Consider the following 23160-nt stretch of genomic DNA (forward strand, 5'->3'; position numbering starts at 1 on the left):
AGGCCGATGAGGGGCAGTTCGAACATATCGGTAAAAAATCTCGAATTTTTTCTCAAGGCTGGCGGATATGGGCCGATATATAGGGTAGGCGGCGATTACAGCGACAAGCGCTGTAAAAAACAAATTAAAGTATCTGAAAAAAGCGCCGTTAACTAAACATATCAGGCACAAAACAAAACAAAGCCTGAGTGAATTAAAGATAAAATTTAATAGCTTAGGAGAATAGTTATGAGTCTGTTTATTAATACTAACGTGTCATCGCTCAACGCTCAGCGTAACATGATGAATAGCACCAAATCCCTGGATACCTCCTACACTCGTCTGGCCTCCGGCCTGCGCATCAACAGCGCCAAAGACGATGCGGCCGGTCTACAGATATCCAACCGTCTGACCTCCCAGGTCAACGGCCTGGATCAAGGTAACCGCAATGCCAACGACGGCATCTCCCTGGCACAGACCGCAGAAGGCGCCATGGACGAAGTGACCGGTATGCTGCAGCGTATGCGTACCCTGGCCCAGCAATCCGCCAACGGATCCAACTCCGATAAGGATCGTGAGGCTTTGCAAAAAGAGGTGGATCAGCTGGGAGCCGAGATAAACCGTATCTCTGGCGCGACCACTTTCGCGGGTACCAAGCTGTTGGATGGCTCTTTTAGTGGAACCTTCCAGGTCGGAGCGGATGCCAACCAGACTATCGGTTTTAGCCTGAGTCAGGCTGGTGGTTTTAGTATCTCCGGGATTGCTGCCGCTGCGTCTGCGATAGTGACTGGCGCAACGGGCACTACCATTGCTGTAGATACTGTTTTCAGGAGTGGCTCTGCCGGTGCAGTTAGCATCAGCAGTCAGAATAATGCCCAAAATGTTTTGGCATCAGTCGATGCCATGCTGGAAGTGGTCGATGGCAAGCGTGCGGAGCTGGGTGCGGTACAGAATCGGTTGGACTCGACCATTCGCAACCAGTCCAATATCTCCGAAAACGTCAGCGCCGCGCGCTCCCGCATCCGCGATGCAGATTTTGCGACCGAGACCGCCAATATGACCAAGCAGAATATCCTGCAGCAGGCGGCCTCCAGCATTCTGGCCCAGGCCAACCAGCGTCCGCAGTCCGCGCTCTCCCTGCTGCAGAACTAAGTGATAATTAAAGAATAAAGAAAAAGGGCGGTTGTTCAGGCCGCCCTGGTAAGAAAGATGGAACAATGGGGTGTTCGGATTTACGCCTTGTTCTATCGAAAGAGAAGTTCTCTTATTGGTATACCCCTCGAGTGTTACGCAGATCGTTCACTCTGTCACCCTCGAGGTTGTTCTCCTGAGCGTAAGCTCTTCTTTGGCCGACATTGTCGGCCTTTTTTATGGGCGCCGAAAAATCGACACTCATAAAACTAAGCATAGTTCATGCCAACTACTACCTGACGCCGGCCCTCGACTGTGGATTATATCTTCTGGCTGAGGGGGGCTGGGTGGTGAGTATCTTTGTCAGCGACTCAACTCTGGGTGAAAGGTACTGGCCTCTTTGTTGATGAGAGCGGCAATAAATTATTTAAAGCTTCTGATGGGCCTGCCGTTACAGGATATGAAGCAAATTGAGGGGTGTTCGGAAAACCAACATTTGCGCAACTGCGGGTCCTATGTCCGTTCAAACAGAGGACCCGCCAGATGGTACAGACCCGTTCAAGCTGTCCATCAGAACGGTGGGACCTTGACTGCATTGATGCAGGCTGAGCCCGCAGTTTCTTGTTCATCAGGAGAAATCTTTTATGGCCATGTTTATCAATACCAACACTTCATCATTGAACGCCCAGCGTAACTTGATGAACTCCTCCAAATCGCTGGATACCTCCTACACCCGTCTGGCATCGGGCTTGCGCATCAACAGCGCGAAAGACGATGCAGCCGGTCTGCAGATCTCCAACCGTCTGACCTCCCAGATCAATGGCCTGGATCAGGGTAACCGTAACGCCAACGATGGCATCTCCCTGGCGCAGACCGCGGAAGGTGCCATGGATGAAGTGACCGGTATGTTGCAGCGCATGCGTACCCTGGCTCAGCAGTCTTCTAACGGATCCAATTCCGCCAAGGATCGTGCCGCCTTGCAAAAGGAAGTGGATCAGCTGGGGTCCGAGATCAACCGTATTTCCAAAGACACTACCTTTGCTGGCACCAAGCTGCTGGATGGCAGCTATAGCGGTAGCTTCCAAGTCGGGGCTGATGCCAATCAGACTATCGGCTTCGGTCTAACCCAGGCCAACGGTTTCTCTATCTCAGGGATTTCGGCCGCGGCGACGGCAACAATTACAGTTGGTCCTGCAGGCTCTGTCACCACGACTATTGATAGTATTTTTGCTGCTGGTTCTAGTATTGACATCAGCACTGCCTCCGCGGCCCAGGCGGTTCTAGCCGCAGCCGATTTAATGCTAGGTGTAGTTGATGGCAAGCGTGCGGAGTTAGGTGCGGTACAAAACCGGCTGGATTCGACCATTCGTAACCAGGCCAATATCTCTGAAAACGTTAGTGCCGCACGCTCCCGTATCCGGGATGCGGACTTCGCGACCGAAACCGCCAACATGACCAAACAGAACATTCTGCAACAGGCGGCCTCCAGCATCCTGGCTCAGGCCAACCAGCGCCCGCAGTCGGCCCTGTCACTGCTGGGTTAAGCAGGAAAAAGAAAAGGGCGGTTGTTCAGGCCGCCCTGGTCAAATAGATGGAACAACGGGGTGTTCGGATTTACGCCTTGTTCTATCGAAAGAGAGATTGTCTTATATACCACCTCGAGGGTTGGCAGTCGTTCACTCTGCCACTCTCGAGGCGGTTCTTCTGAGCATAAGATCTTCAATGGCCGACAAATGTCGGCCTTTTTATTGGCGCCATAAAAGCGGCGACCCATACATCTTGGCATAAACCATGCCACTCTTCATTTCAATCATGGGATCCATTGCGGGGCGGGTTGCCTGTGTCTGGACGGAAATTGAATAACCTCTCCTTGGTCGCCTTTTCATGACAGGCGGAGGAGTCTTGCCTCTCTGTTGCTGAGAGCGGCAATAAATGTCCTAAAGCTTCTGATGAGGCTGCCGTTACAAGATATGAAGCAAAATGAGGGGTGTTCGGAAATCCAACATTTGCGCAACTGCGGGTCCGATGTCCGTTCAAACAGAGGGCCCGCCAGATGGAACAGACCCGTTCAAGCTGTCCATCTGAACGGTGGGATCCTGACTGTGTTGACACAAGCAGAGCCCGCAGTTTCTTGTTCATCAGGAGAAATCTTTTATGGCCATGTTTATCAATACCAACACTTCATCATTGAACGCCCAGCGTAACTTGATGAACTCCTCCAAATCGCTGGATACCTCCTATACCCGTCTGGCATCGGGCTTGCGCATCAACAGCGCGAAAGACGATGCGGCCGGTCTGCAGATCTCCAACCGTCTGACCTCCCAGATCAATGGGCTGGATCAGGGTAACCGCAACGCCAACGACGGCATCTCCCTGGCGCAGACCGCGGAAGGGGCCATGGATGAGGTGACCGGCATGCTGCAGCGTATGCGTACCCTGGCCCAGCAATCCGCCAACGGCTCCAACTCCGACAAGGATCGTGAGGCCTTGCAGAAGGAGGTGGATCAGTTGGGGTCCGAGATCAACCGTATCTCCAAAGACACCACCTTCGCCGGCACCAAACTGCTGGATGGCAATTACAGCGGCAACTTCCAGGTGGGGGCCGATGCCAACCAGACCATCGGTTTCAGTCTGAGTCAGGCTGGTGGTTTCAGCATTTCAGGCATTGCGGCCGCGGTATCTGCAGCAGGTGGAGCCCCGGTTGGAAGTGTGTTTACCAGTGGTTCAACCGTTGGTGGTATCAGCATCAGTACTCAGACGAATGCTCAAAACGTCTTGGCCTCCGTCGATGCCATGTTGGAAGTGGTCGATGGCAAGCGTGCCGAGCTGGGTGCGGTGCAGAACCGTCTGGATTCAACCATCCGCAACCAGGCCAATATCTCGGAGAACGTCAGTGCTGCGCGCTCCCGTATCCGGGATGCGGACTTCGCGACCGAGACCGCGAACATGACCAAGCAGAACATCCTGCAACAGGCGGCTTCCAGCATCCTGGCTCAGGCCAACCAGCGTCCACAGTCGGCTCTGTCGCTGCTGGGCTAATTTGGCAACATTGTCAAACACTGACATGAGGAGCAGCAGATGGCCAATGAATCGATAACCATGCCCTCTGTTACTTCGACGCTAGCTCAACATGGCGGCCACCAGGCCGCCATGTCTGCATCTCCACCAGTATCTGGTGAAGATAATGTGGCCGAACAGGCAAGTGTCGAGCCAACAGCCAAGGCATCGCAGGAACCGGCTGCGCATACCAAGTCATCAGCATTGCGTAAAGAGACGGCCTTGATTGAAAAAGAGGCCCAAGAATTGCAGGAGAGATTGGACAGCCTGAGCAAGTTGAAGGGGTGGACCATCAATTTCAGTCTGGTGCCTGAGCTCGATCAACCCGTGATCAAGGTGATAGATGCGGAGACCAAACAGGTTATCCGCCAGATCCCGAGCGAGGAAATGCTCTTGATAAGCAAGAGATTACAGTCGATGGATCAGGCGGCTGGCAATGGTCCCGGCTTTTCCGGGCTGCTGTTCGATGGTCAGGTGTGACCCTATTTTTTAAGTTGATAGACAGGAGGATATGATGGCAATTACCTCTGCAGGGGCGGGTTCTGGACTCGATCTTGAAAGCGTGATCTCGGCGAGTGTGGCGGCGAAGAAAGCCCAGTTGCAGCAGCCGATCATCACCAAACAAAACAGTACCAAGATCACCTTGTCTGGCATAGGTCAGCTCAAATCCTCTCTCTCCGCCTTCACCGACATCCTCGACAAATTGAGCGCCCCCGGGGCGTTCAACAAACGCGCCATCAACATCACTCAGAGCAAAGACGACCCTGTATTGAAGGTGGAGAGCAAGTCTGGCTCCTCCAATGGTCAATACAACATCACCGTCAACAAGTTGGCAGAGACGGGCCGTCAGGAAGGCATTTTCGACAGCTCGACCACCCCCCTGGTCACTCAGGATGGGCAACTGACGTTCAAGGCGGGTGAAAAAACTTTCAAGGTGGATGTCAAGGCGGGCGATACCCTGCAAGACATCCGCAAGAGTATCAACAGCAATGGCGACAACTTTGGACTCAGCGCCAACATCGTCAATACCGCGGATGGCAAAGCCAAGCTGGTGATCGATTCCGGTGTGTCCGGCGATGGCAAGGATCTGACCATTACCGGGAATACGGCCGAGCTCGGTATCTTCGAGGCGGGGGGCGGTGTCATGAACCAGACCAGGGCCGCCAGCAGTGCCGAGATTTCCGTGGATGGCAACGTCCTCAAGAGTGATACCAATACCTTTGACGACTCCATCCAGGATCTCAAAGTGACCGTGCTGCGGGTGTCGGATAAAGACAGTACGGGTGCTATCAAGTCAAACAAGGTGGATATCACTACCGACAAGACCTCTATTCAGGAGCTGGTCCAGCAGTTCGTAGATGGTTACAACACGTTGCAGGAGAGTATGGGAACGCTCGGCAAGCGTGGCAGCTTCGTGGGGGGGGTGAAACAGGATGATGGCGGCGCCCTGGCCGGTGATTCAACCACCCGAGCCATCGAATCTTTCATGAGCAATCTGCTGGTCAGTCCCTCCCAGAACAGCGGCACCTATTCCACCATCTTCGAGGTCGGCATCAAGATGGACAACAAGGGCAAGCTGTCTCTGGACAAGACCAAGTTTGGCGAGGCCGTCGATAAGAACTTCGATCAGGTTGTTGCCCTGTTTGGTGGGGATAAGGGCCTGGCGGCCACCCTGAATACAGGGTTGAAAGAATACACCAAGAGTGGCGGTATGCTGGCGCAACGAGAAGATGTGTTGAATTCGGATTTACGCAGCCTCACTCAAAAAACGGCGACGGCCAGCGCGCAACTGGCAAAATATGAAGCCTCCTTGCGAGCCCAATACGGCAGCCTGGATGCCCTGCTTGTTAAAATGAATAACTCGGCATCCGCCCTGACGTCGTTACAAATAAACAATAAGAATTGATTGAGCGTGATATTGCGAGGACCCATGTTATGTACAACCGTAATCTGAAGGCATATAAGGCAACCAGCATCGCGGCTGATCTGGCGGTTGCCGACCCTCATCGTGTCATTCAGCTCATGATGCAAGGCTTTCTCGAGCGGCTGGCTCAGGCCAAGGGCGCCATCGAGCGGCAAGATATGGAGGCAAAATCGGTTGCTGTTTCCAAGGCGCAAGGGTTGCTGCACGGACTGCAGGATGCGCTCGACCTGAGCCAGGGGGCCATGGCCGAGGATCTGTATGGACTCTATGCCTATATGGATGAGCGTATCTGGGATGCGAGTCTGGCACGGGATATTGCGCCCCTCGAGGAGGTTATGGGTCTGATGGTGACCATCAAATCCGGTTGGGATCAGCTGCCGGAGGCCGAAAAACAGCAAGGCTATCAGATGAGACAACAGCTGGGTGAGTTGTGAGCGTCACGCTCGTCTCCCTTGCAGAGGCATTGACGGAAAATGCCTGCCTGATGGAGTCGCTGTTGCAACAACAGCAATATGACGAAGCCTTGCTGTGCATGGATGACCGGCTGGCGTTGATCGACAGTCTGGTACAGCTGGTCAGAGAGGATCCGGCGCAGCAGCAAGCTGCGGTGGCCCTGGCCGGCGCTCTGTCAATTCAGGAAGAGAGCATGAAAACCCTGGCCGCCAGCCATCATCACACCATTTTCGAACAGCTGGCTCGCGTCGGGAAAGGCACCAGGGCCGGGCAAGCCTATCGTGTGAACAGCAAGGAGTTCTGATGTCACTCAATATCGACGCAACCCTGGTCAAAGCCGAACAAGACGCACTGCGACTTCAACAGCAGGCAGAACAGGAAGCGGCCATGGCGATGGCCTTACCGCTGCGCTTTGAACAGAATATGGCGGCATTTCGCCAATATATCCCCCATATCGCCGATATGTACGAAGCCTACCAACCCGCACGCCCTTTCCGATTCTTCTGCAATGAGAATGGTCAGCCCAACTTGGCCTGGCTCGACGATGACGTCGCCGTTTATGGGGCCGAACCCTACCTCATCTGCGAGACGCTGGTGACCGAGTTCATGGAGAAGGGGGGGCTATCCAAGTTCTCCTTCAGCCAGGAGGCAAATCCGCTCGGCTTCATGCATGTGGAATACCTCAACAAACTCAATGCCTATCTCGACGATATCTCGGCCCGGGAGGTGATGCTGGATCGAGTACCCCATGAGGTACCCAGCGCCCTGATCTTCGGGGTGGGGCTGGGTTACCATCTCGGTTACCTCTATGAGCAGTGCAAGATAGGCACCCTGTTCCTGTTCGAGCCGGATCTGGATCTGTTTTACGGGTCGCTGTTTTGCTTCGACTGGGCTCCCCTGCTGGCCTATCTGCATCAGGAGAATCTGGGGCTGCACATACTGCTGGGACAGGATGAAGAGACCATAGTGAAGGATTTCGCGTCGGCCATTCACAGTCGGGGCTCTTTCCTCATCGCCAACGCCTTCATCATGTGGGGGTATCAGGGCGACAAGATAAAGAAACTGATAGAGAAGGTGCAGCAGGAATATTATCTGCTGGTGATGGGCTGGGGCTTCTTCGATGACAACCTGATCGCCTTGTCTCACACCATCAACAATATCGAGCGTGGTGTGCCGTTCCTGCAAAAAGATCGGCGGATCTCGCCCCAGTATCAACGTACCCCCATCTTCATCATCGCCAACGGTCCCTCGCTGGACGAATCCATCGCCGTCATCGCAGAAAATCGGGACAAGGCCATCCTGATCTCCTGTGGCAGTGCCATCTCGGCCTTGCACAAGGTGGGCATCAAGCCGGATATCCATGTCGAGACCGAGCGCACCAAGATCGTCTATGACTTCCTGGTGAATCTGGATGATCCTGACTATCTGCGCGATGTGCTGTTCCTGAGCACCGACGTCATCCATCCGGATTGTGCCACCCTGTTCAACAACTCGGCGCTGGGGTTCAAGCTCAGCGAGCCCGGGGTAGTGCTCTACCAGAACTACTTCTCTCAACTGAAGCCCTGTGCCGGGCTCGGCGGGGTGAATCCCCTGGTGGGCAATATCGGTATCAGTGCTCCCGTCCACCTCGGGTTCAAGCATCTCTATCTGTTCGGTCTGGACAATGGCTACAAGCACAAGGGACACCATCACTCCAAGCTCAGCTCCTATTACAACGATGAGGAGAATGCCGGGGCCCTGGGGGAGATGATGTATGGCGACAGCCTGTGGCAGCGTGAGGGGAACTTCGGTGGCATGGTCATCAGCAACGCCATGTTTGATACCTCCCGCCGCGTGATGGAGCAGGTGTTGGCCACCAATGACGAGGTGCGCTGCTTCAATTGCAGCGATGGCGCCAGGATTGAGAAGGCCAGGGCCTTGCCGAGCACGGAGATAAGCCTCTCCCTGCCGATCGACAAGGCCGCCCTGCTGGGAGATATTCTGGCACTCTGCGCGCCCATTCCCTTGTCCAAGCAAGACTTTTCCCCGCTGCTCGACGTCGAGTTCTTCAATGTGTTCATCGACAAGATGATGGACGAATGGCAACAGCCATTCTCGTCTCGCCACGAGCTGAACCAACTGATGCTGCGCAACTTTGGTTACCTTGCCCAGATCGCCGCGACCCGGCAACAGCATATTTCCCAGACCATGGTGGGGTCGATGAACTATGTGTTCACCCTGCTGAGCTCCATTCTCTATTCGTTCGAGGGGGAAGAGGAGACGCTGGTGCTGATGCAACCCGCCATCGAGCTATGGCTTGAGTTCCTGGGGAAGGTGAGGGAGATGTATCCGAAGGCCCTCGACAGCGTCGACATGATCGATAACGAAGTGATGGCCCTCTTCAGGAAGAAAGCGTAGGAAACAGGCCGCGAGGCCTGTTCAGAATATCAGCCGAAAGATGGGCCTGGAACCGGGCCCGAAAAGAACAATGCCGACCCGGGGGTCGGCATTTTTTATCGCTTCGGATAGGGGTTCTGCGCCGCGAGCAGCCTCGCGTCCTTGCGCAATATCTGCACCGAGATCAGCGCATCGGGCTCCAGCTCCTGACCGCCGTCGTGATGCTGCACGTGTTCGAACAGGCGGTGGTAGCCGGGGTGCCAGCCAAACAGGTCGCCGTAATTCATCTTGTAGCTGAACAGATTGGCGTGATGCTGATAGTCGTTGCGATAGTGGCCCGCTGGAGGATTGAAATCCAGGATGGTCATCAGGCCCCCATCGGCCAGCAGGGCATCGCTGCCGGCGGCAATCTTGAACAGATCCTGGGGATCGCACAGGTAGAGGCAGAAACCGAAGATGATGAGATCGACGGGCTCTATCTCGGGCAGACAGTCGGCCGTGCCCACGCTGAGCTGCAAGCCGGGGTAACGGGCAAGGCCATCCTGGATGGCGCTGGCCGAGGGGTCCACCCCATAGCAGCGGGCGCCGTAGTGGTCTGCCAACTGCGCCAGTCGCCAGCCGTTGGCACAGCCTATCTCCAGGATCCGGCCGGGCTTTCTCCCCAGGTATTGCAGTGCCTTGAAGATGGGATCGCTTCCCAGCGACTTGTCGAGGATGGCGGCCTTGTTGCGCTCATACCACTCGTTCCCTTCCTGCGCCATGAAGACGTTCTTCTGTTGCATCTCGTGTTCCTCGGGGTCAGGAAACCAGTGACCAATCCAGTGGCGTACCCGCCTGAATATCCTGACTGGCGCTGCGACCGAGCAGGGAGGGCAGGTGGACAGGTGCCAAGCCGTGGGCGGGGCGAATGGATCTCAGGTTTTGGGGGGTGAACGCCTCGCCTGCCTTCATCTCCTGGCACACGAAGAGGGAGCGCGAGAATTGCCGACTCAGCATTGCCTTCTCATTGAGGTGGTAGCTGACCTCGCCCAGCGCCGCTTCCGCTTGCCGTATTCCTTCAACCATTGAGCCGAACTCGCTGGGTGTCATCGAAAAAGAGGCATCAGGCCCACCGATGGTGCGATCCAGAATAAAGTGCTTCTCGATCACTTTGGCGCCGAGGGCGGTAGCGGCGATGGCCACGGCATGACCCAGGGTATGATCCGACAGCCCGGCCTTGACCCCGAAGGTCTGCGCCAGGTTGGGCATGGTGAGCAGGTTTGCCTCCTCGGCCGGGGCCGGGTAGGAGGAGGTGCACTTGAGCAGGGTAATGTCCTGGTTGCCCATGCGCCGACAGGCCTGCACGGCCGCATCTATGTCGGCGAGGGTGGCGATGCCGGTCGAGATGATCATCGGCTTGCCCTTGCTGGCGGCGTATTCGATCAGCGGTATGTCGGTGATCTCGAAGGAGGCGATCTTGTAGAGCGGTACCTCGAGGCTCTCCAGGAAATCGACGGCAGTGAAATCAAAAGGGGTCGAGAAGAAGACCAGCCCCTCCCTGTGTGCCTCGGCCTGGATGGCGGCATGCCATTCCCAGGGGGTAAAGGCCTGCTGATACAGCTTATGGAGGGTGGTGCCATCCCAGATGGTTCCCTGCTTGATCTGGAAATAGTCGTTGTCACAATCCAGGGTGATGGTGTCCGCGGTATAGGTCTGGATCTTGATGGCATCGGCGCCGCACGCCTTGGCGGCGCGCACGGTCGCCAGCGCCGTCTCCAGGGAGTGGCCATGATTGGCCGACAGTTCGGCGATGACGAAGCATCGGTTCGGATTGATGGCTTGAGCCAGGGCTAGTGTCATGGGTGTTTCCACTCCTGTTCGGTGATCCCCATGAGCAGGAGATCGATAAAGCGGTGTTGATCCTGGCGGCAGACGGCTTCCCGCCAGGCGCCTTCGTGGCGAAAGCCGGCTCTTTGATAGGCCTGGATGGCTCGCTCGTTGTCGGCGGCCACCTCCAGCTTGAGGGTGTGCAGCCGGGCAATATCGAATGCCAGCTGACCGACGGCCGCCAGCAGGCGCGCGCCCAGGCGCTCCCCGTGCCGGGAGGGGTTGCGATAGATGCCGAGCCAGGCGATGCGGTTGTGCCAGTCCAGCTGGTGCAGGGAAACGACCCCGGCGGGGCCCTGGCTATCTAGGCAGAGGTAGTTGAAGTTGCGGGTCTCGTGCTGCTGGCGTGCCATGAAGACCAGGTGAGCCTCCAGCGGGATCTCGCCTCCCGAGCTCATCCAGTGGGCCACATCCGGGTGGTTGCGCATCTGCCAAACCGTCAGTGTCTGCGGCTCACTCAGGGTGGAGAAGGGGAGGAGGGTCAGCCCGGCCAGCTCGACGCTTCGGTGCAGATCTAGCGCTGGTTGAGCCATGCGAGGGCCTCCAGGGTGCCATTTCCGTTCATTCGTGCTTGCAGCCCCCGGGCTCGTCTGGCCCGTTCATCCTGGCTGCCGAGCAAGGCCAGGCCTTGTGCCAGTTGGGTATATAACCCCTCCTCATGCCACCAACCTCCCGAGACGAAGCCGTCCGGGTCGCACCAGCCTGCGAGCTGCTCGGCCTGATTGTCGGCGACCCCGATGAGAAGGCCGGGCAGACCGCAGCGGGCCAGTTCGTAGCTGACCTGGCCGGCAGCGCTGATGGCGAGATCGCAGCGGGACATGAGTTCAACCATCTGTCCGGCGTCGAGGCGATGGTGCTGCCTGCATTCCAGGAGCCGTGAGTCATGTTTCTGGGTTATTACCTCCAGCTCGACCTCGGGGTGATGACGATGCAGCCACGCCACTAATCCCGGGGTCAGATCCCGGATATCTGTCCCTCCCATGATGATCAGGAGGCGCTCGATACGGGCGGAGATCCGAGTGCGGGCGGGCACCGACCAAAACGGTGGGCGCAGCGGCTGCCAACTCGGCCCCCACTGCCAGATGGCGGCGCCCGGCTGCGAGTCGGGCACGCCGGGGCTGGCATGGATCACCCGTCCCTCGGGGTAGGCCAGTCGCCTGGTGTCATCGAGGTAGATGACCCGCACAAAGCCGGCCGAGATGCACTCCAGAGTGGTCAGGCTTGCCGAATAGGAGTCGACGATGGCGACGGCGTTCTGTGGGGGGACGTTTTTATCCTGCCACGCCTCCCAGCTGACGCTGTCGCCCTCGAGCAGGGAACCGGCGAACTTATCCCCGTCCACGACCCAATGGACGGTGCCCCCCTGGGCTCGCCAGGCGGCGGCGTAGGCGCAGCAGCGGCTGAGATGACCCAGGCCCCGCGCCTTGTCCCCTTCACTGAAAATCCAGAGTGGCAGCACTCAGCGCACCTTGAAGACGGGCTGGATCGGCTCGCCATCCAGGGCCTCGTGGATGGCGTGTTCGGCATCCAGACGGATCAGCGCAGGCAGCACCTCGGCATAGACCTCGAGCAGCCGTGCGACCTCGGCTTCACCGTGCGCCAGGTTGATGTTGTGGCTGCCGAGGCTCAGGATCCCGCGCTTGCACAGTTCCTGAATGAAGTAGCTTTTCAGCAGCCAGCTGGAGTGGTTGGGGGAATCGCTGATGAGCAGGAAGCTCCAGCTCGGGTGGCCGGCGCTCTGCAGCCAGTTCGGGGCATCCAGCCTCTGCAGCAAGGCATCGAGTTCGCTAAGCAATTGCTGGCCACGTTCGGCCAGTCGTGCAGGCACATCCAGTCGACGCATCTTCTTGATCACGGCGTTGGCGGCCGCCAGGGCGATGGCATCGCCGCCGAAGGTGCCGGAGAAGAAGATATCCTCCATGCGCCGCATGTGCTCGCGGCGGCCCACCACGGCGGAGATGGGGAAGCCGTTTGCCATCCCCTTGCCGAAGGCAGCGAGATCCGGGGTGACGCCGAACAGGGTCTGGGCACCGCCAAGGTGGAAGCGAAAACCCGTGATGGTCTCATCGAAGATGAGCAGGGCACCGTGCTCATCGCACAGCTGGCGCAGGCCGGGCAGAAACTCCGGCGTAGGCCAGGCGACGTTCATGGGCTCCAGGATCACGGCGGCAAATTCGCCGGGGTGAGCCTCGAGCTGGGCCCGCAGGGAGGCCAGATCGTTGTAGTCAAAGCGATGAGTGAGCTCGCGCACGCACTCGGGCACCCCCAGGTGGCGGGTGGTGGAGCCTATGTACCAGTCCTGCCAGCCGTGGTAGCCACAGACGGCGACTCGCTCACGGCCGGTCACGGCGCGGGAGAGGCGGATACAGGCGGAGGTGGCGTCGGTGCCGTTCTTGCCAAAGCGTACCATCTCGGCGCAGGGGATGAGCTCGATAAGCTGCTCCGCCACTTCGGTCTCCAGCCGGTGAGGCAGCGAGAAGATGGAGCCCAGGTTGAGCTGCTCCAGCACGGCCTGGTTCACGTCCGGGTCACAGTAGCCCAGGCTGATGGCCAGCAGGCCGCTGGCAAAATCCAGGTACTGGTTGCCATCCACGTCCCAGACCGTTGCGCCTTCACCGCGCTCGATAAACAGGGGGGCGGCGCCGTAGGGGAAGCAGAGACGGCTCTTGGAGAAGGTCTGGGAGCCCAGGGGAATGCTCTGCTCTGCCCGGGCGGAGAGTGCCAGTGAATGCTGATAACGTGAGGTCATGGGTGCTTCTCCTTGGCCAGCGAGCTTGCCAGCCCTTCATTGCGCTGATGCCGGGTATTCAGGGTCGCGAGATATGGCGCCCGAGCCAGCAAATTGAGGATGTCGTTAGTGGTAAATGCTGGGTTTGCAGGGTAAAGCTGTCTGTAAATCTGTTCAATCAGCTCAAAATCGGCGGGTTCATCTACCGTCCAGCGCAGATGAGACAGGCTCGGCTGGCGTGCCAGCTTGCCTATGTTGAACTGCGTTTCATGTTGGCGGATGTAGTAGGTGACGTGTTCACGCTGAACCTGGCTATGGGCCTGCTCGGCCAGCAGGTTGAGGGTGCCGGCACTCAGGATCTCGGCGTCCAGCCCATCGGGGTAGCTGGGGTCCCAGCAGTTGCTGCTGTAGTCATAGCCGCCAGCCAGATGCAGTTCGATGAGCTCGTCGATGAGCTCGGGATCCGCCAGCGGGCAGTCGCCGGTCAGTCTGACGACATGAGCCGGTGCAAAGGGTTGGGCCGCCAGGTGGAAACGTGCCAGCACATCGTTCAGGGGCCCACGAAAACAGGGAACACCGAGTCGCTCACAAAGCCGGGCGATGGCTTCATCGTCGGCCTGATCGCTGGTGGCGACCATCAACTGATCCAGCCCTGTCGCGCGTTTGAGCCGCTCAATCTGACGTGCGAGCATAGGTTCGCCCAGCAAGGGTTTGAGCACCTTGCCAGGCAGCCGGCTGGAGCCCGCCCTGGCTTGCAAGATTCCGAGGATCATGATGATGTCCACATGGCCGGATTGATGAGGAAGGGGTCGTCGCAGGCGAGGCCGGCGAGCTCGGTGTCGGGCCACTGAGGCAGATGGCCATGGGCCGCGCCTATGGCCGCCAGCTCATGGGCATGACAGACCCCCACCACGAAACGGCTGACCTGCGGCAGGGCCGCTGTCAGCGAGAGCGCCTTGACGAGGGGGGAGAGATGGGGATACCAATTGTCCAGCCGCGCCAGCGGCTCGGCGAAGGCCTTGAAGTAAGCCGGGCGCAGCGCCGGCTGCATCAGCAGCAGTCCCTGCAGGAAGAGGGAACGGATGTGGATCTCGCAGCCCATATCCTGCAACCGATCGAGCCAGCCCGCACGCAGGAAGCGCTGATCCAGCAGGTTGGCGGGCAGTTGCACCAGTTGCAGGGGATGACCCTCTTCGAGCCAGTGTGCGAGCTCTTGCGGTGAATAGACGGAAACGCCGAGCTTGCCCACCTTGCCCTGTCGCTGCAGCTCCTTGAGCCGCTCGAACAGCGCCGGGCCGGCATCCTGGCTGCGGTGCAGCAGCAGACCATCCAGCCTGGCGCGGCCGAGCCGCTGCAGGCTGTCATCGACACAGGCCACGACATTGGTGGCCGAGGTGCCCGGGGCCAGCTTGCTCACCATAGTGAAGTCGGCGGTTTGTCGGCTGCCGAGCCGTGACTCCGCATTGCCATAGGCTTGCGCCGTGTCCAGGGTATCTATCCCGAGGCGACGGGCCAGGGCCAGTATGCTGTCGAGCTCGCTATCCGCAACCTCGCCTGCCCGATTGCTGATGCCGTAATCGAGCCCAAACTGCACCGTGCCCAGGGCTAGGCGCATAGCACCAGCTCCAGGGCCTGGATGACCCTGTCCTGATCGGCCAGAGAGAGGGTGGGGAACAGGGGCAGGCTGATGGCCTGACGGTAGTAAGCCTGGGCGCCGGGGTAATTGGCGGGATCCTGCCCCAGCTCACGGTAGTAGGGCTGGGCCGGGATGGGCATGTAATGCACATTGACCCCTATGCCTGCGTCCCGCAGGCGGGCAAACACCTGGTCGCGGTCGGCAACCTGGATCACGTAGAGGTGGTAGCCACAGCGGCGATCCTCGCATTGACGCAGTGGCCTGACCGGCAGCCGGGTCAGCAGCTCGTCGTAACGGGCTGCCAGTTGTTGGCGCCGGTCTATAAAGTGGGACAAGCGGTCGAGCTGGCTCAGGCCCAGCGCGGCCTGAATGTCGGTCAGCCGATAGTTGAAGCCGAGCACCTGCTGCTCATAGTACCAGCCACCCGGAGTGGGAGCGCTCAGTTGCTCGGGGTCCCGGGTGATGCCATGGCTACGATAGAGGCGAAGCTTGGCCGCCAGCTCGGCACTGCGGGTGGTCACAGCTCCCCCTTCCCCCGTGGTGATGGGTTTCACGGGATGGAAGCTGAAGACGGTCATGTCGCTGTGGGCGCAGCTGCCGATGGGGTCCCCCTGATAGCTGGCCCCCAGGGCATGGCAGGCATCCTCAATCAGGCGAACGTCATATTGCCGACACAGGGCGCCAATTTCCGCCAGATCGCAGGGCTGACCCGCCAGGTGCACGGCGACCAGCGCCTTGGGCTGAGCCGGGGTGCCCTGAACGGCCTCCAGCTTGGCGCGCAGCGCCGCCACGCACAGGTTGCCGGTATCGGGCTCCACATCGACAAAGTCCACCTGGGCGCCGCAGTAACGGGCACAGTTGGCGGAGGCGACGAAGCTGATGGCAGAGACCCAGACCCAGTCATTGCTGTCCAGTGCCAGCACGGCACAGGCGAGGTGCAGGGCCGTGGTGCCATTGTTGCAGGCGACTACATGGGGGACCTGGCAATAATCGGCCAGTCCCTGCTCAAAGGCGGGGACCGCCTCACCCTGGGTGAGATAGTCCGACTTCAGGACGGCAACAACGGCATCGATGTCATCATCTGTGATGGATTGGCGTCCATAGGGGATCATTCGGCTAGCACCTGCTGGTTCATCATCTGTAATTCGTCTATCGACAGAAAGTGCTGATTGTTTAGGGAATTGTATTCAAAACCGGGTTCGACCAGAGTGGCCGTTTCCCCAATGGCATTGGTTGTGAAGTCGTTGTTGCGACTGCTGAAACTGATGCTCGGGGAGATCACGTAATAATCCTTGAACTCGAAGGTGTGATAGGAGTCGTCGGCCGGGCACATGACCTCGTGCAGCTTCTCGCCGGGGCGAATGCCGATGATCTCTTGTGGCAGTTCCGGCGCCATGGCGCTGGCCAGATCCGTGATGCGCACGGACGGGATCTTGGGGATAAACAGCTCCCCCCCCTTCATCCGCTGGAAATTGGTCAGCACGAAGTCGACCCCTTGTTGCAAGGTGAGCCAGAAGCGGGTCATCTCGGCGTGAGTGATCGGCAGATGGCTGGCACCCTCTCTGATCAGCCTGTCGAAGAAGGGCACCACTGAGCCACGAGAGCCCACCACGTTGCCATAACGGACCACGGAGAAGATGGTCGGGTTCTTGCCCGCCATATTATTGGCGGCGACAAACAGCTTGTCGGAGCAGAGTTTGGTGGCGCCATAGAGGTTGACCGGGTTGGCGGCCTTGTCGGTGGAGAGGGCGATCACCTTCTCGACCCCGTTATTGAGTGCCGCCTTGATGACGTTTTCCGCGCCCCCCACGTTGGTCTTGATGCACTCCATGGGGTTGTATTCGGCAGCAGGTACCTGCTTGAGGGCGGCGGCATGCACCACGAAGTCCACGCCGTGCATGGCCATGTTGAGCCGCTCTGCGTCTCGTACATCACCGATGAAGTAACGCATGCAGGGGTGGTTGAAACGCTGCTGCATCTCGAACTGCTTGAGTTCATCACGGGAATACACGATCAAACGGCTGGGGGTGTAACGGGAGAGGACCGTCTCGATGAATTTCTTGCCAAAGGAGCCGGAACCCCCGGTGACCAGGATCGTTTTTCCGTTGAACATGTTGGTGTCCCATGATGAAGGTGTGTGTCTGCGAAAATTAAAAGCATATTCTGTGCCAGAACCCATCTTTGGCATCCTGGTGGCAGACTCGCGATAGGAATGTGGCTCAGGGGGCCGGGTTGGCCTGCGCTATGGCTTCACACACCTTCTCCACCGCGTTGAGGGCTCTGGGGGTGAAGCGGTGCAACTCATCGGGGTTGATGAGCCTGAGCCGCTGGTGCTTGACGGCATCCAGCATGGGCCACTGCTGCCAGTGGGCCAGCACGGCGGGATCCTGACTGCCGGCCAGGATCAGGGTCGGGTTGGCCTTGATCACCTGCTCCAGCCCGAGCTGGGGGTAGGGGGTCCTGGCTTCGGCGGTCACATTGGTGCCACCGCAGAGGTGAATGGCCTGACCCGGCCAGGTCGAATCGTTGACGCTGGTCAGCGGCGGGGTCCAGAGCTGGTAGAACACCGACACCGGCTTGGGTTGGCCATAACGACTCTTCAGGGCATGGAGCCTCGCCAGGTAGGCATCGGCCCGGGCATTGGCGGTCTGCTCGACGCCAAGCAGCGTGCCCAGGCGGCGCATCTCGTCGGCCAGGGAGGCAAAGTCGGTGGGCTCCGAATAGAAGACCGGAATGCCGAGTTGCTCTATGGGGGCCAGCATGCGGGACTGGGCGGAGCGCCAGGCCACCACCAGATCGGGCTTCTGGGCCAGCAGGGCTTCCAGGTTGATGCTGCGGTAGTTGGCAACCTGTGGCCGGGTTTTCACCTCGGGGGGAAAATCGGAGGCATCGTCGGTGGCGACGATGCGATCCCCGGCGCCTATGTCGAACAGCAGTTCGGTCAGGTGGGGGGTGAGGCTGATGATCCGCTGCGGCGGTTGGGCCAAGCCCGAGAGCGGCCAGCAGAGCAGGCAAAGCAGAACGCCAAGGGCGCGCAAGTCGAAGAGGCTAGCCACGGGACAACTCCAGCAGTGTGAGCAGCAGGGCCAGCGCCAGCCAGCTCCACCCTATCAGCAACAGGCGATGGAGCAGGCGCAGTGGCGAGTCGGCGACGGGGTCGGCGCCGGCGTCAAACACCGGGAAGCGCACTAGCTGTCCCTGATAGTAGCGCGGGCCTCCCAGCCGATTATTGGTGTTTTGTGCCAGTAGGCTGAGCAGGCAACCCATGGCCGGATAGGGCCAATGGAGGGCCGCGCGCAGTCGGCTGCCCAGTTGACGCAGCTGGCTCAAGCACAGCGGCAGCGCCAGCAGCAAGATGGTGGGGGCACAGAGCCCCTGATAGAGCGCGGCGGCGGGGCGGCCGAAATGGGCAAACTCGGGCCTTTTCGGGCTCCAGCCCTGATTCATCAGCTGGGCGAGACGCCAGAGCAGGGCGCCCTGTACCCCGGCCAGGGCGAAGCCCAGCAAGGGGCCGGCCCATTGGCCCACCAGTCGCAGCACACAGCTCTCGCTCACCGCCTTGTTCAATCCCATCACCGACAGGGTGCCCGTCTCGCGTTTGAGCCAGGGGGCCACTTGCAGCCTTGCCACCACCAGGGTCTCTTGCGTCGCGAGCGCCCGGGTCGCCTTGGCGAGTTCGCGCAGGGGCCGGGATTCCAGCATCAGCAGCAGGAACAGGAGATCGAACAGGGGTTCGGACAGGGAGAGGTTGCGCAACGCCCAGAGCCCGGCGGCGCAGGGTAGCCAGACCACCAACAGCGCCAGCAGGCCGGCCTGCAGTTGTTGACGGGGCGAGCCATCGGGGCGATGCACCTTGCGACCGAGGCGGGTCAGCAGGGGAAGGGTCGCGCCAAGCCGGAAACGGGCAGGCCAGGGCAGGAGCGCCTCCAGCAGGGCGGCGCCCACTAAAATGGCCGCCGTCGTTGAAGCCAGCGAGGCGGCCATCTGTGCCAGGTTGGCGGTGTCGATCACAGCTTGCCGAGCAGCGCGATGATCATCTCGGCCGAGTGCTGGCCCGCCACTTCGATGAAGGCATCGAAGGATTCCACCTGCTCCTTGCCGGCGATGTCAGACATGGCGCGCACCACCAGGTAGGGCACCTTGAACATGTGGCACACCTGGCCGATAGCGGCCCCTTCCATCTCCACCGCCAGCATCTGCGGGAAGTCGGCGCGGGCCTTGGCGATGGCGTCCGGCTTGCACATGAATTGATCGCCGGTGCAGATGAGGCCGACCTTGGTCTGGTGCTTGCCTTGCTCGGCGATGCAGGCTTGGGCCACGGCCATCAGCTTCTCGTCACAGGGGAAGGCGGCGGGCTGCTGGGCCATCTGGCCCATCTCGTAACCGAAGGCGGTCACGTCCACGTCGTGGAAGCGCATTTCGCTCGCGATCACAACGTCACCGATATGCAGGTCCTGGGCGAAACCGCCGGCGGAGCCGGTGTTGATGACGCAATCCGGGGCAAATTTTTCCAGCAGCAGGCTGGTGGCGACGCTGGCGGCGACCTTGCCGATACCGGAGCGGGTCAGGATCACCTCTTTACCGGCCAGGCGGCCCTGATAGAACTCGCAGCCGCCCAGTTGCAGGGTGGTCAGTTCGCTCAGCTGGCTGCGCAGCAGGGCTACTTCCTGCTCCATGGCGCCGATAATACCTACTTTCATCCTCTACCTCGTCTCTCTGGTCTTGCGCGGGGTCGGCCGCTTGGCCGAAATAAGTTGGCGCGGATCATAGCAAAAGATAAGGGCGGCGCCGAGTGCCTACGGTCGAATGCAGACGGGGGAGGCCGGAGTGGCGTCTAAATAAACCGGTCCGCTCCTCCGACCAGTCATCCGCGCTTTACCCCAGGGCGGTATCCAGCGTCATCATCAGGGCGAAGCCCGCCATCAGGCCCAGAGTGGCAAAAGTGGCATAGGTCTGGTGACTGTTGAGGTGGGTATTCGGGATCCCCTCGTGGAAGACCACTGGCTACATGGGGTGCCAGCGTCTCAACCCAGCGCCGTGTCGAGCGTCATCATCAGGGCGAAGCCCGCCATCAGCCCCAGGGTGGCATAGGTCTGGTGACCGTTGCGATGGGTTTCCGGGATCACCTCGTGGGAGACCACGAACAACATGGCGCCGGCGGCAAGTCCCAGGCCAATGGGGTAGGCGATAGCCATGCCGCTGGCGAGTCCCACCCCGAGCAGGGCACCGAGCGGTTCCAGCAGGCCGCTGCCGATGGCCACCAGCACGGCGACCGAGGGACGAAAACCGGCGGCGCACATGGCGAGCGCCACCGCCAGCCCTTCCGGAATGTCTTGCAGGGCGATGGCGGTGGTCAGCGGCAAGCCCACCGCCATGTCCCCCTGGGAGAAGCTGACCCCGATGGCCATGCCTTCCGGCAGGTTGTGCAGGGCGATGGCGAACACGAACAGCCAGACCCGGGAGCAACTCTCGTGGCCGGGGCCGCAGGGGCCCGTCTTGTCGTGCTCGTGGGGGGTGAATTGATCCAGCCCCAGCATCAGCAAGACGCCGAGGGTCATGCCCGCGACCACCACCACGGCGGCGAGAAAGCCGTCGCCGGTGATCCCCTCGGCGGCCTCGAGCCCCGGCAGCAGCAGGGAGAAGGCGCTGGCGGCCAGCATCATGCCGGCAGCGAAGCCCAGCATGCCATCCTCCACCCGTTGCGGCACAGAGCGCAGGAACAGGGCCGGCAGGGCACCGAGCGCCGTGGCGGCGAAACCGGCGACCCCGCCGATGAGGCCATAGCGCACCCCCGGGCTGATGTCACCGGCCGCCAGCATGACGAGGCTCTGCAGCAGGAGCAGCAAGACGGCGATCAGGGCGACGAGCAGCCCCAGGGCGGTGAGGGGGCGGGCCTGGATCTGCTCACGCAGTTGAGCAGACCAGGGGGATGGTAGGGTCGATGCGTTATCCATGAACAAGACCTCGGGGGCAGTGAGAGTGAAGAGACGAGGACGCCATTACATAACCTGACCCGCGGTTTGTCCACGAGGACGGGTCGATTGTGACAATCGGCTCAAGTTTGCCGTCTCCCGGTCGCTATTGTGCCTGGCGCAGAGCGCCGATTGAAATCGATAAAGGCGATGAGGCCGTGGGGGGATTGTGGTAAGGTGCCGCCCCTTGCGAAGTCTCCTCCCTTTGATCTTTCGCGATTTTTTGCATTTCCCGTCAGGACTCTCGGGTCATCGCTCACAGGGATGTGATCGTCACAGCACCGCTGCTCATCAGCAGTTGAGGATCACCGCCACCATGTCTTACAAGAATCTCTCCATCGGCAAGAAGATTGCCGTGGTCTTTTCGGTCATTGCCGTCATCAACGTGATATTCGGCCTCTTTCTCGCCAGCGAATTGCGCGACATACGGTCTCGGGTGCTGAATTTCACCGACTCCACCCTGCCCAGCGTGATCTCGGTGGAGAACCTGCTCTATGACGTCTCCTATGTGCGCCGCGCCCAGTTTGCCCTGCTGATGATCGAGGACGCCGCCGATCTGCAGGCGCGCCGTGGCCGCATTCAGGACAACATCAACAAGGTCGAGCGCGCCCTCAGTGCCTATGAGGCGACGGTGGGGGACGACAACGAGCGGCGGGTGTTCATGGGCGCCAGGCAGCACTGGCAACAGTACCTGAGCGCGGTCAACCGGGTCGACAGCCTGCTGGCACAGGGCAACATGGCGCAGGCCAAGGATGAGCTGTTCCAGTCCAACGGGGCTTATGCCGAGCTGGAGCGCTCGGTCAACGGCCTGGTGGACGTCAACCTCGGCTTCGTGCAGGAGAACCGTGGCAGCCTGCTCGGCAGCGTCAGCATGGTGACCAACTCCGCCACCCTGGGCATAGGTGCCCTGCTGTTGTTCATGGGGGTGATGACCTGGTTCCTCACCCGCCAGATCTGCCTGCCGCTGCAGGCGGTGGTGGCCCAGGCCAACGCCATCGCGGCCGGCGATCTGACCCACCAGCTGGATCGCCAGCACATCGGCCAGGATGAACTCGGCATGCTGGCCAGGGCCTCCCTCAAGATGCAGGACAACCTGCGCGGCCTCATCGAAGAGGTGGTGGCCGCGGTGACCCAGCTCGGCGCCGCCATCGAGGAGGTGAGCACCGTCTCCGAGCAATCGGCACAAGGGATCCAGAGCCAGCAGCAGGAGATCTCCATGGTGGCGACCGCCATGGCCCAGATGAAGGCAACCGTGGCCGACGTGGCGGGCAATACCGAGGTCGCCTCGGAATCCGCCAGCTCCGCCAATGCCCTGGCCAGACGGGGCAATCAGGATGTGCAGGGGGCCCTGGTGGCCATCACCCGGGTCGCCGAAGAGATAGAGCAGGCGGGCACCCTGGTGACCGAGCTGGAGCGGGAATCCGCCCAGATCAACCTGGTGGTGGACGTGATCCGCGGCATCGCAGATCAGACCAACCTGCTGGCGCTGAACGCCGCCATCGAGGCAGCCCGCGCCGGCGAGCAGGGCCGTGGTTTCGCCGTGGTGGCCGACGAGGTACGCACCCTGGCGGGCCGTACCCAGGCCTCCACCGGCGAGATAGTCGCCATCATCGAGACCCTGCAGGCCCGCGCCAATCAGGCGAAGGCGGTGACCGGCCAGAGCTGCGAGATGATCCGCCAGTGCGTGGTGCAAAGCGAGCAGACTAGCTCGGGCATCCAGCAGATCGAAGAGGCGGTGGCCCAGATAGCCGACATGGCGATCCAGATCGCCAGCGCCTGCGGTGAGCAGGATGCGGTCTCCGACGAGTTGGGCCGCAACGTGGAGCGGATCAACGATTCCTCCAACGAGGTGGCGATCGGTGCCGATCACACCGCCCGCGCCTGCCTGGAGCTGAGCCAGCTGGCGGCCGGCCTGCGCCAGACCATAGGTCGGTTCCGCCTGGCCTGATGCTGACAGTTCGCTGCCGAGGTTCAGTGCACCCTGTTGCGGGGCGCACTGAGCCGTCGGGCACAGACAAAAAAACGGGGCCCATGGCCC

At 60.2% G+C, this 23160-nt stretch carries 22 protein-coding genes and 1 pseudogene; 9 read left to right on the forward strand and 14 right to left on the reverse strand.

Features of this window, described 5'->3' with window-relative positions:
* Nucleotides 1–228: 228 nt before the first annotated feature.
* The 8 genes from LG30_RS0115195 (at nucleotide 229) to LG30_RS0115230 (ending at nucleotide 8941) form a co-directional block, all read left to right on the forward strand.
* Nucleotides 229–1131 carry a flagellin N-terminal helical domain-containing protein gene (locus LG30_RS0115195; protein ID WP_033131546.1) on the forward strand — a complete coding sequence of 301 codons (903 nt, stop codon included), beginning with the start codon at nucleotides 229–231 and terminating at the stop codon, nucleotides 1129–1131.
* A gap of 623 nt (nucleotides 1132–1754) precedes the next feature.
* Nucleotides 1755–2654 carry a flagellin N-terminal helical domain-containing protein gene (locus LG30_RS0115200; RefSeq protein WP_033131547.1) on the forward strand — a complete coding sequence of 300 codons (900 nt, stop codon included), beginning with the start codon at nucleotides 1755–1757 and terminating at the stop codon, nucleotides 2652–2654.
* Nucleotides 2655–3264: 610 nt separating this feature from the next.
* On the forward strand, nucleotides 3265–4149 hold the full coding sequence (locus tag LG30_RS0115205) for a flagellin N-terminal helical domain-containing protein (protein ID WP_033131548.1): 885 nt from the start codon (nucleotides 3265–3267) through the stop codon (nucleotides 4147–4149).
* A gap of 39 nt (nucleotides 4150–4188) precedes the next feature.
* Nucleotides 4189–4647, forward strand: coding sequence for a flagellar protein FlaG (locus tag LG30_RS21175; RefSeq protein ID WP_033131549.1), 459 nt, complete (start codon nucleotides 4189–4191; stop codon nucleotides 4645–4647).
* Between the two features lie 31 nt (nucleotides 4648–4678).
* The gene (gene fliD, locus LG30_RS0115215; RefSeq protein WP_033131550.1) at nucleotides 4679–6073 is read left to right on the forward strand and encodes a flagellar filament capping protein FliD; all 1395 of its coding nucleotides are present in this window, start codon (nucleotides 4679–4681) and stop codon (nucleotides 6071–6073) included.
* A 29-nt stretch (nucleotides 6074–6102) separates the two neighbouring features.
* The gene (fliS, locus tag LG30_RS0115220; RefSeq protein WP_033131551.1) at nucleotides 6103–6525 is read left to right on the forward strand and encodes a flagellar export chaperone FliS; all 423 of its coding nucleotides are present in this window, start codon (nucleotides 6103–6105) and stop codon (nucleotides 6523–6525) included.
* On the forward strand, nucleotides 6522–6848 hold the full coding sequence (locus tag LG30_RS0115225) for a hypothetical protein (protein ID WP_238566443.1): 327 nt from the start codon (nucleotides 6522–6524) through the stop codon (nucleotides 6846–6848). Before fliS ends, LG30_RS0115225 begins: the two co-directional genes overlap by 4 nt.
* Nucleotides 6848–8941 carry a motility associated factor glycosyltransferase family protein gene (locus LG30_RS0115230; RefSeq protein WP_033131553.1) on the forward strand — a complete coding sequence of 698 codons (2094 nt, stop codon included), beginning with the start codon at nucleotides 6848–6850 and terminating at the stop codon, nucleotides 8939–8941. The genes LG30_RS0115225 and LG30_RS0115230 overlap by 1 nt, the downstream gene beginning before the upstream one ends.
* Before the next feature lie 95 nt (nucleotides 8942–9036).
* On the opposite strand, the gene LG30_RS0115235 is transcribed toward LG30_RS0115230, so the two are convergent.
* The 14 genes and pseudogenes from LG30_RS0115235 to LG30_RS0115295 all read right to left on the reverse strand — a co-directional run bounded on the left by LG30_RS0115235 (nucleotide 9037) and on the right by LG30_RS0115295 (nucleotide 21104).
* Complete coding sequence (locus LG30_RS0115235) at nucleotides 9037–9702, reverse strand: class I SAM-dependent methyltransferase (RefSeq protein ID WP_033131554.1); 666 nt, start codon at nucleotides 9700–9702, stop codon at nucleotides 9037–9039.
* Between the two features lie 16 nt (nucleotides 9703–9718).
* On the reverse strand, nucleotides 9719–10759 hold the full coding sequence (pseI, locus tag LG30_RS0115240) for a pseudaminic acid synthase (RefSeq protein ID WP_033131555.1): 1041 nt from the start codon (nucleotides 10757–10759) through the stop codon (nucleotides 9719–9721).
* Complete coding sequence (pseH, locus tag LG30_RS0115245) at nucleotides 10756–11319, reverse strand: UDP-4-amino-4,6-dideoxy-N-acetyl-beta-L-altrosamine N-acetyltransferase (RefSeq protein ID WP_033131556.1); 564 nt, start codon at nucleotides 11317–11319, stop codon at nucleotides 10756–10758. Before pseH ends, pseI begins: the two co-directional genes overlap by 4 nt.
* Nucleotides 11301–12245 (reverse strand): hypothetical protein, encoded by a 945-nt coding sequence (locus LG30_RS0115250; protein WP_033131557.1) that lies wholly within the window; start codon nucleotides 12243–12245, stop codon nucleotides 11301–11303. Before LG30_RS0115250 ends, pseH begins: the two co-directional genes overlap by 19 nt.
* Nucleotides 12246–13535 (reverse strand): aminotransferase class III-fold pyridoxal phosphate-dependent enzyme, encoded by a 1290-nt coding sequence (locus LG30_RS0115255; protein ID WP_033131558.1) that lies wholly within the window; start codon nucleotides 13533–13535, stop codon nucleotides 12246–12248.
* Entirely contained in the window at nucleotides 13532–14287 is a 756-nt protein-coding gene (locus tag LG30_RS0115260) for a cytidylyltransferase domain-containing protein (protein ID WP_033131559.1), read from the reverse strand. The genes LG30_RS0115255 and LG30_RS0115260 overlap by 4 nt, the downstream gene beginning before the upstream one ends.
* Entirely contained in the window at nucleotides 14284–15129 is an 846-nt protein-coding gene (locus LG30_RS0115265; protein WP_033131560.1) for an aldo/keto reductase, read from the reverse strand. Before LG30_RS0115265 ends, LG30_RS0115260 begins: the two co-directional genes overlap by 4 nt.
* Nucleotides 15120–16262 carry a UDP-4-amino-4,6-dideoxy-N-acetyl-beta-L-altrosamine transaminase gene (gene pseC / locus LG30_RS0115270; protein WP_033131561.1) on the reverse strand — a complete coding sequence of 381 codons (1143 nt, stop codon included), beginning with the start codon at nucleotides 16260–16262 and terminating at the stop codon, nucleotides 15120–15122. The genes LG30_RS0115265 and pseC overlap by 10 nt, the downstream gene beginning before the upstream one ends.
* A complete protein-coding gene (gene pseB / locus LG30_RS0115275; protein WP_033131562.1) occupies nucleotides 16259–17263 on the reverse strand; it encodes a UDP-N-acetylglucosamine 4,6-dehydratase (inverting) in 1005 nt (334 codons plus the stop codon). The genes pseC and pseB overlap by 4 nt, the downstream gene beginning before the upstream one ends.
* Before the next feature lie 106 nt (nucleotides 17264–17369).
* The gene (locus LG30_RS0115280; protein WP_081966214.1) at nucleotides 17370–18206 is read right to left on the reverse strand and encodes a cobalamin-binding protein; all 837 of its coding nucleotides are present in this window, start codon (nucleotides 18204–18206) and stop codon (nucleotides 17370–17372) included.
* Nucleotides 18199–19134 carry a cobalamin biosynthesis protein gene (locus LG30_RS0115285; protein WP_152599330.1) on the reverse strand — a complete coding sequence of 312 codons (936 nt, stop codon included), beginning with the start codon at nucleotides 19132–19134 and terminating at the stop codon, nucleotides 18199–18201. Before LG30_RS0115285 ends, LG30_RS0115280 begins: the two co-directional genes overlap by 8 nt.
* Before the next feature lie 23 nt (nucleotides 19135–19157).
* The gene (mtnN, locus tag LG30_RS0115290; protein WP_033131564.1) at nucleotides 19158–19850 is read right to left on the reverse strand and encodes a 5'-methylthioadenosine/S-adenosylhomocysteine nucleosidase; all 693 of its coding nucleotides are present in this window, start codon (nucleotides 19848–19850) and stop codon (nucleotides 19158–19160) included.
* Nucleotides 19851–20025: 175 nt separating this feature from the next.
* A pseudogene (locus LG30_RS22155) lies at nucleotides 20026–20151 on the reverse strand (ZIP family metal transporter); the annotation flags it as partial.
* A gap of 23 nt (nucleotides 20152–20174) precedes the next feature.
* Nucleotides 20175–21104, reverse strand: coding sequence for a ZIP family metal transporter (locus LG30_RS0115295; RefSeq protein WP_033131565.1), 930 nt, complete (start codon nucleotides 21102–21104; stop codon nucleotides 20175–20177).
* A gap of 334 nt (nucleotides 21105–21438) precedes the next feature.
* On the opposite strand from LG30_RS0115295, the gene LG30_RS0115300 reads away from it, so the two are divergent.
* Complete coding sequence (locus LG30_RS0115300) at nucleotides 21439–23070, forward strand: methyl-accepting chemotaxis protein (protein WP_033131566.1); 1632 nt, start codon at nucleotides 21439–21441, stop codon at nucleotides 23068–23070.
* Nucleotides 23071–23160 lie beyond the last annotated feature (90 nt).

This window comes from Aeromonas aquatica (assembly GCF_000764655.1).
In the GTDB taxonomy this organism is placed as follows: Bacteria; Pseudomonadota; Gammaproteobacteria; order Enterobacterales; family Aeromonadaceae; genus Aeromonas; species Aeromonas aquatica.

Bases quoted from the DNA above. Each gene is read 5' to 3' on its own strand.
- LG30_RS0115195 (WP_033131546.1), top strand. From the start codon at position 229: ATGAGTCTGTTTATTAATACTAACGTGTCATCGCTCAACGCTCAGCGT.
- LG30_RS0115200 (WP_033131547.1), top strand. From the start codon at position 1,755: ATGGCCATGTTTATCAATACCAACACTTCATCATTGAACGCCCAGCGT.
- LG30_RS0115205 (WP_033131548.1), top strand. From the start codon at position 3,265: ATGGCCATGTTTATCAATACCAACACTTCATCATTGAACGCCCAGCGT.
- LG30_RS21175 (WP_033131549.1), top strand. From the start codon at position 4,189: ATGGCCAATGAATCGATAACCATGCCCTCTGTTACTTCGACGCTAGCT.
- fliD (WP_033131550.1), top strand. From the start codon at position 4,679: ATGATGGCAATTACCTCTGCAGGGGCGGGTTCTGGACTCGATCTTGAA.
- fliS (WP_033131551.1), top strand. From the start codon at position 6,103: ATGTACAACCGTAATCTGAAGGCATATAAGGCAACCAGCATCGCGGCT.
- LG30_RS0115230 (WP_033131553.1), top strand. From the start codon at position 6,848: ATGTCACTCAATATCGACGCAACCCTGGTCAAAGCCGAACAAGACGCA.
- LG30_RS0115235 (WP_033131554.1), bottom strand. From the start codon at position 9,702: ATGCAACAGAAGAACGTCTTCATGGCGCAGGAAGGGAACGAGTGGTAT.
- pseI (WP_033131555.1), bottom strand. From the start codon at position 10,759: ATGACACTAGCCCTGGCTCAAGCCATCAATCCGAACCGATGCTTCGTC.
- pseH (WP_033131556.1), bottom strand. From the start codon at position 11,319: ATGGCTCAACCAGCGCTAGATCTGCACCGAAGCGTCGAGCTGGCCGGG.
- LG30_RS0115255 (WP_033131558.1), bottom strand. From the start codon at position 13,535: ATGACCTCACGTTATCAGCATTCACTGGCACTCTCCGCCCGGGCAGAG.
- LG30_RS0115260 (WP_033131559.1), bottom strand. From the start codon at position 14,287: ATGATCCTCGGAATCTTGCAAGCCAGGGCGGGCTCCAGCCGGCTGCCT.
- LG30_RS0115265 (WP_033131560.1), bottom strand. From the start codon at position 15,129: ATGCGCCTAGCCCTGGGCACGGTGCAGTTTGGGCTCGATTACGGCATC.
- pseC (WP_033131561.1), bottom strand. From the start codon at position 16,262: ATGATCCCCTATGGACGCCAATCCATCACAGATGATGACATCGATGCC.
- pseB (WP_033131562.1), bottom strand. From the start codon at position 17,263: ATGTTCAACGGAAAAACGATCCTGGTCACCGGGGGTTCCGGCTCCTTT.
- LG30_RS0115285 (WP_152599330.1), bottom strand. From the start codon at position 19,134: ATGGCCGCCTCGCTGGCTTCAACGACGGCGGCCATTTTAGTGGGCGCC.
- mtnN (WP_033131564.1), bottom strand. From the start codon at position 19,850: ATGAAAGTAGGTATTATCGGCGCCATGGAGCAGGAAGTAGCCCTGCTG.
- LG30_RS0115295 (WP_033131565.1), bottom strand. From the start codon at position 21,104: ATGGATAACGCATCGACCCTACCATCCCCCTGGTCTGCTCAACTGCGT.
- LG30_RS0115300 (WP_033131566.1), top strand. From the start codon at position 21,439: ATGTCTTACAAGAATCTCTCCATCGGCAAGAAGATTGCCGTGGTCTTT.